This is a genomic window from Mycolicibacter senuensis (genome assembly GCF_003284925.1).
Lineage (GTDB): Bacteria > Actinomycetota > Actinomycetes > Mycobacteriales > Mycobacteriaceae > Mycobacterium > Mycobacterium algericum_A.
In genome coordinates, this window is the sequence record NZ_QMEX01000175.1 from 1 (window position 1) to 6,679 (window position 6,679).

At 71.9% G+C, this 6,679-nt stretch carries 5 protein-coding genes and 1 pseudogene; 4 read left to right on the forward strand and 2 right to left on the reverse strand.

The genetic code is table 11. The features are described 5' to 3' along the window. Both DQP56_RS21665 and DQP56_RS21670 read right to left on the reverse strand, forming a co-directional pair. Positions 1-1,573, reverse strand: a pseudogene (locus tag DQP56_RS21665) (cation-translocating P-type ATPase); the annotation flags it as partial. A gap of 145 nt (positions 1,574-1,718) precedes the next feature. Then, positions 1,719-2,663: an NAD-dependent epimerase/dehydratase family protein gene (locus DQP56_RS21670; RefSeq protein WP_112688942.1), complete on the reverse strand. Its 945-nt coding sequence runs from the start codon at positions 2,661-2,663 to the stop codon at positions 1,719-1,721. A 32-nt stretch (positions 2,664-2,695) separates the two neighbouring features. Here DQP56_RS21670 and DQP56_RS21675 point away from each other — a divergent pair, with 32 nt between their 5' ends. The 4 genes from DQP56_RS21675 to DQP56_RS21685 all read left to right on the forward strand — a co-directional run. After that, the gene (locus DQP56_RS21675) at positions 2,696-4,483 is read left to right on the forward strand and encodes a hypothetical protein (RefSeq protein WP_112688944.1); all 1,788 of its coding nucleotides are present in this window, start codon (positions 2,696-2,698) and stop codon (positions 4,481-4,483) included. Continuing rightward, entirely contained in the window at positions 4,480-4,620 is a 141-nt protein-coding gene (locus tag DQP56_RS24870; protein WP_165825105.1) for a hypothetical protein, read from the forward strand. Before DQP56_RS21675 ends, DQP56_RS24870 begins: the two co-directional genes overlap by 4 nt. Positions 4,621-4,729: 109 nt before the next feature. Further along, a complete protein-coding gene (locus DQP56_RS21680) occupies positions 4,730-5,899 on the forward strand; it encodes a PPE family protein (protein ID WP_112688946.1) in 1,170 nt (389 codons plus the stop codon). Beyond that, the coding region (locus tag DQP56_RS21685) for a PPE family protein (RefSeq protein ID WP_234825774.1) at positions 5,896-6,679 on the forward strand (784 nt) is incomplete at its 3' end. The genes DQP56_RS21680 and DQP56_RS21685, both read left to right, overlap by 4 nt.

Genomic DNA, 6,679 nt, shown 5'->3' on the forward strand with positions numbered 1-6,679 from the left:
GCCGTTGCAGACCAACGCCCGGGCGAAGATGAGCCGGATGCGGCACGGCGGTTCCCGAATCCGGCATGACCCCGAGCGCCAGGTCGGCCGCCGCCAGCGCCTGCGCCGCAGAGCTCGACAGCACGGCGACAGTGCGGCCCGCCTGCTGCAGCTCGGTCACGGCGGCAGCCAGTGCGGCGTCCATCCCGCCGGCGTCGCCGGCGCCGGGCGCCGGGCGGATGTCGTCGAAACCGGGGCGCAGCTCACCGAGGATGTCGGTGTCCACGGTGACCAGTTGCGCGCCGGAGGCCCGGCCCTCGAGCACCACCGCCGAGGCCAGTGCGTGGTGGGTGGGCAGGATCAACGCCTCCACCGCTTCGGCGCGGTCGCGTGCCGTCATGCGGACCCGGTGCCAGCCGGGACGCAGCCCGGGCTTGTCGAGCAGCCGCTGCGCGTTGTTCCAGGCCCGTGGCAGCTCGTGCTCGGTGGCGCCGTGGATCTGCACCACGCGGCGCTGTTCGCCGGTGAGCACCCGCGGGTCGATGACCACGGTGTCGATCTTGTCGAGCCGGCGCAGGCTGTCCGGCCGCAGCGGCAGTACCTCGTGGGAGTCCGCCAGTCCCTGCCCCAGGGTCGCGGCGAACGACTCGCAGCTGGTGCGTACCGCTTTCGGCGAGGTCGCCAGGATCGCGCTCGAGGTCATGTCCAGGTTGCGGGTGAGGGCGCCCACCACCCCGGTGGCGAGCACCTGGGCGACCGCCGTTCGTCTCAGATACCGTTCGGCCGGCCCGTGCGGCCGTGGCACCGGACGCGGCGCGCGGTGCACCTCCGGGTGCTCGGCCCAGCGGGCCAGCTCCGGCTCGTAGCGATTCCAGGCCAGCGCCCCGGCGCGGGCCTCGGACGCCTTCAGTCCCTCCACCATCAGGTCCACCGCCAGGATCGCCGGCGACATGGTGATGATGTGCGAGCCGAGCGAGGCCAGCGACAGCACCGCGTCGGTGCGGGCGGGCCCGATCCGGCTTTCCAGCGCGTTTCGCACCAGCGGCTGGTAGCGCGCCACCGACGCCGCGGCGTCGACGATCTTGGGCGCCGCCGGCCAGCGCAGCACGCTGCCCGCGGTCGCGATCGCCAACCCCACCGCGTTGGCGCCCACCATCGCGCCCTTGGCGGCCAACAACAGCCCGTCGCCAGGCAATGCGGCGGTCTCGGTGACACTGAGCGCTGCGGACTTCTCGACCGCGTCCACCGTGGCGCACAGTTCGGCCAGCGACACGTCGTCGTCGATCTCGACGATCACCCGGGCCAGCGGGCGGTTCAGCCGCACCGAGGTCACGTCCGGCCGGGCCCGCAGCGCGTCGAGCACCTCGGCGCCGATATCGGCCCCACCGTCCTCGTCGAGCCCGCGGATCTCAATCCAGGCCCGTCCGGCGCCGCGCCAACTGCGCCGGCTGGTTAGATCGGAGCGCTCACCGGCAAGGATTTTGGCGCTTTCGCGCAGTGGGATGGCGGCCAAGTCCAGGCTGGCCCCCAAAACCGACGTTGCCGCCGCGCCGACTGTCTCCAGACCGAGGCGGCCGATCGAGAACACGTCCATGGATTGCCTCCAGCGTCTTTGATGCGCTGGAGGTCTCTTCCGCCGGTAACCGGCCCACAGCACCGGTCGTCCGATGACGGGCGACGAGATGACGACACTGCGACGAAGGAATACTCCCCTCCGACGGGTCAGTATGCCACATCGTTCAGGCCGATTTCACCCGCCGGAAATACGACACGGTGCGGGCCACGCCGTCGTCCAGCGCGACTTGTGGCTGCCAGCCCAGCACCTCCCGTGCCCGGGAGACGTCCAGACAGGACCGCTTCAGATCGCCCAGCCGAGCGGGATGGAATTCCGGGTCGTCGGGCGCCCCGACCGCGGCGGCGACTGCCGAATGCAGTTGCCGGTCCGAGGTTTCCACACCGGTGCCGACATTGAACCGCTGGCCGTCGCCCGCCGGGCCCGACGCCCGCACGAAGGCGTCGACCACGTCGTCGACGTACACGTAGTCGCGCGTGTTGGATCCGTCGCCGAACACCTTGGTGGGGGCGCCCTGTAACAGCGCCTGGGCGAAGATCGCCACCACGCCGGCCTCGCCGTGCGGATCCTGCCGCGGGCCGTAGACGTTGGCCGGCGCGACGTGGGAGCACTGCAGTCCGTAGAGGTGCCGGAAAGTGTTGAGGTAGATCTCACCGGCCACCTTGCCGGCGGCATAGGGTGACGCCGGATCGGTGGGATCGTCCTCGGTGGTCGGATAGCGCGGCGGGGTGCCGTAGATCGACCCGCCCGACGAGGTGTGCACGATCTTACGGACGCCGGCGGCACGCGCCGCCTCAGCGAGCCGGATCGTCCCGACGACGTTGACCGAGGCGTCGAAAGCCGGGTCGGCGACCGAGTGCCGCACGTCGATCTGGGCGGCCAGGTGGAAGATGACCTCCGGGCGGTATTGCGCCAGTACGTCGGCCAGGTCGGCGGTGACGATGTCGGCCTCGACGAAGCTGAAGTCGGCGTCACCGGCCAGATGCTCGATGTTGGTGGCCCGTCCGGTCGCGAAATTGTCCAGCCCGACCACCGGGTGCCCGTCCGCCCGCAGGCGGTCGACCAGCGTCGATCCGATGAATCCGGCTGCTCCGGTGACCAGTGCTCGCACCGGGCCACCATACCGACCGGTAAGAAAGACGCATGCGCACCCGACTGGCGAGCCTGCCCTGGGTCTGTTGGGCGGCGCTGGCCCTGATCGCCGCGCAGCTGGCGGTGCGGGCGGTGGTGGCGTTCGAGGGCTATTTCTACTGGGATGACCTGATCCTGATCGGCCGGGCCGGCACCCACGATCTGCTCTCGCCGTCGTATCTGTTCGACGACCACGACGGCCACGTGATGCCCGGCGCGTTCCTGCTCGCCGGCGTGCTGAGCCGGCTGTGGCCATTGCAGTGGGCCGCCCCGGCGGCCAGCCTGGTGGTGCTGCAACTGCTGGCGTCGTTGGCGCTGCTGCGGGCGCTGCGGGTGATCCTGGGCTGGCGGCCGGTGCTGCTGGTGCCGCTGGTGTTCGCACTGTTCAGTCCGCTGGGCCTGCCGGCGTTCGCGTGGTGGGCGGCGGCGCTGAACTCGCTGCCGATGTGCGCGGCGCTGGCCTGGGTGTGCGCCGACGCGATCCTGTTGGCGCGCACCGGGAATCAGCGCTACGCGCTCACCGGCACGGTGGCATACGCGGGCGGTCTGTTGTTCTTCGAGAAGGCCGCGGTGATTCCGTTCGTCGCGTTCGCCGGCTGCGCGCTGCTGCATCATGTGGCCGGGGGCCGCGGCGCGGTGGCCGCTACCTGGCGGGCCGGGGCCCGGCTGTGGACAGCGACGCTGGCGGTGACCGGCGGGTGGGTCGCGGTCTATCTGGCGGTGGTCAATCAGCGGCGCTGGAGCCTGGATCTGGACATGACCCGCGACCTGTTGTGGCGCTCGGTCACCCACGGCATCGTCCCGAGCCTGGCCGGCGGCCCCTGGACGTGGGCCCGGTGGGCTCCGGCCTCGCCGTGGGCGCTGCCGGGCCCGGCGGTGATGGCGCTGGGCTGGTTGGTGCTGGCGGGTCTGCTGGCGGTGTCGGTGGCGCGCAAACACCGACTGGTGCCGGTGTGGCTGGCCGCGGCCGGGTATGCCGCGGCCTGCCAGGTGCCGATCTATCTCATGCGCTCGTCGGTGTTCACCGCGCTGGAACTCGCCCAGACCCTGCGCTACCTGGCCGACCTGGTCGTGGTGCTGGCGATCCTGGGCGCCGTCGGGTTGTGCGCCCCCAACCGCAACGCGTCGCGGTGGTTGGACGCCTCGCCGTGGCGGACCGCGGTGGTGAGCTGCCTGGCGGTGGCCTTCACCGCCAGCAGCCTGTATTCGACTGCGACATTCCTGGCCCGCTGGCGCGACGACCCGGCCCGGCCGTATCTACACAACGCCCTGCCCGCACTGGCTGCCGCCCGCGCGGAGTCCGACGCGCCACTGCTCGACCAGGAGGTGGACCCGCTGGTGTTGCAGCGGGTGGTCTATCCGGAGAACCTGGCCAGTCACCTGTTCGCCCTGGTTCGCGATCGGCCCGAGTTCGCTTCGGCGACATCGCGTTTGCGGATGCTCACCAGCGCGGGGACATTGACCGACGCCCAGGTGACCTGGGTGCGGTCCATCGTGGCCGGGCCGGTGCCGCACTGTGGCTATCTGGTGCAACCCGACCTGCCGGCCACGCTCGGCCTGGACGGCCCGCTGCTGCCGGCCGACTGGACCGCCGAGATCAACTACCTGGCCAACGTCGACGGCGCCATGACGCTGTCACTGTCGGACGGGCCCGACGTCCGGATCCAGGTGCGCCCGGGGCTCAATCGCGTCTATGTGCGGCTTCCCGGCGGCGGTCACAACGTCACCGCCCGCGCCGACACCGCGGCGCTGTCGGTGTGCATCGCGTCGGGGCCGCTCGGCTACGTCGCGCCGAAGTGACCGCGCGGCGCGCGGCACGCCGACCGCGCACCCTGATCGACATCCTGCCGAAGACCGCGGCCCGCCACCCCGAAGCCGCCGCGATCGACGCGTTGTGGCAGGCCCGGCTGGACTCGGCCGAGCTGTCGGCGCGCTAGCTGCGGTCTGCCGGCGCACATATGCGTTTCGTATGAGTCCCGGCCGCCGGGTTGCCCGGCCGGCGCGCCCGAAAATACCGTCGGATATCGGCCGATTCGAGGAGTGCCGATGAATTTTGCAGCGTTGCCACCGGAGGTCAACTCTGCGCTGATGTACTCCGGGGCCGGATCAGGCCCGATTCGGGCCGCCGCAACGGCCTGGAAAGCCATGGCCGCCGAACTGGAAACCGCAGCAACCTCCTTCCGCAGCATCATCACCGGCCTGACCGACCAAACCTGGCAAGGCCCCGCCGCCACCGCCATGGCCACCGCCGCAGCCCCCTACGCCGCCTGGATGGCCGCCACCGCAACACAAGCCGGACACGCCGGCACCCAAGCCAACGCCGCCGCAGCCGCCTACGAGACCGCCTTCGCCATGACCGTGCCCCCACCGGTCATCGCCGCCAACCGCACCCAACTGGCCACCCTGATCGCCACCAACATCCTCGGCCAGAACACCGCCGCCATCGCCGCCAACGAAGCCCACTACGCCCAGATGTGGGCCCAAGACGCCACCGCCATGTACGGCTACGCCGGCAACGCCGCCGCCGCCACCCAACTGCCCACCTTCACCGCACCCCACACCACCCCCACCCCCGCCACCGCCAGCCACGCCCTCAACACCGCCACCCAACTGGCCGGCACCGCCGCCGGAACCTCAGAGGGCGCCATCTCGCCCGGTCTGGCCTTCGATCTGGCCGGCGCGGTCCTGGAAGTGGGCAGCGTCGGCCCGTTCGGCGGGATCGGCCTCGGCGGCGCGTTCGGTGGCCTGGCGATCACGTTGGGCGAACTCGTCTTTCCCGAAGGAGCCGAAGGACTCGGCGCCCTGGGCGGGCTGGGGCTGGTCGGCCAAACCGCACCGGCCGCCGGTGCGCTGGGATCCGCGGCTGGGCCGGTCGGCGCGACGTGGGCGAGCATGGGAAAGGCGGTGCCGCTGGGTTCGCTGTCGGTGCCGCAGACCTGGGCCGCCGCCGCCCCGTCCCCACTGCGCGAGGTCGCGCTGGTGTCGTCACGATCCGGTGCGGCCTCGGCCGTGGCGGCGGCCGCCGCCGGCACCGAAGCTCCGCTCGCCGAGATGGCACTGGCCGGCATGGCCGGGCGCGCCGTCGCCGGCACCGCGGTGCAGTCCGTCGCAGGCGGCGGTGCGGCGCGGGTGATCGACAAGGCGCCCGACACCGAGGCGCTGACCACCGCGACCATCCTGGTCATCCCGGTGCCCGAGGAGGGAGGTGCGTCGTGATCGACTTCGCCGCGATTCCCCCGGAGGTCACCTCCGGCCTGATCTACGCCGGCCCGGGCGCCGAATCACTGCTGGCCGCGGCCACCGCCTGGCAGGGGTTGGCCACCGAACTGCAGTCCGTCACGGCCTCCTATCGCGCGGTGCTGTCGACGTTGACGGTCGATTGGGTCGGCCCGTCGTCGGCCGCCATGGTTGCCGCCGCGACGCCCTTCGTGGACTGGATGTCGGGTGCGGCCGCGCAGGCCACCCAGGCGGCGGCGCAGGCCGGTGCCGCGGCGAGCGCCTTCGAGGTGGCGCTGGCCGCTGTGGTGCCACCGCCGGTGATCGCCGCCAACCGCAGCCTGCGAGAAGCGCTGCTGGCGACCAACACCCTCGGGCAGAACACCGCGGCGATCGCCGCCGCGGACGCCCAGTACGCGCAGATGTGGGCCCAGGACGCGGCGGCGATGGTCCAGTATGAGACCGCCGCCGCGTCGGCCACCCGGCTCACCCCGTTCGCCTCGCCGCCGCAGTCCACCAACCCAGCCGGCCACATCGGACCGGGTATCGCCGCGGCCGGGGACGCCTCTGAGGTCCCGGGGATCTACGAAGGACTGTTCAGCATCCTCGGCGGGGTCATGAAATTCGGTGGGCTGGGCAATGCCGTGCTCAGTGGGCCCAACTTCGGCATGGTCCAGCTCAAGACGTTCTACAAGCCGCAGGCGCTGCTGCCGGAGATCCCCAGGTCCGCGCTCGGGGCCGGCCTGGGCGCCGGGTTGAGCGGCGGGCCCGCGTCGGCCG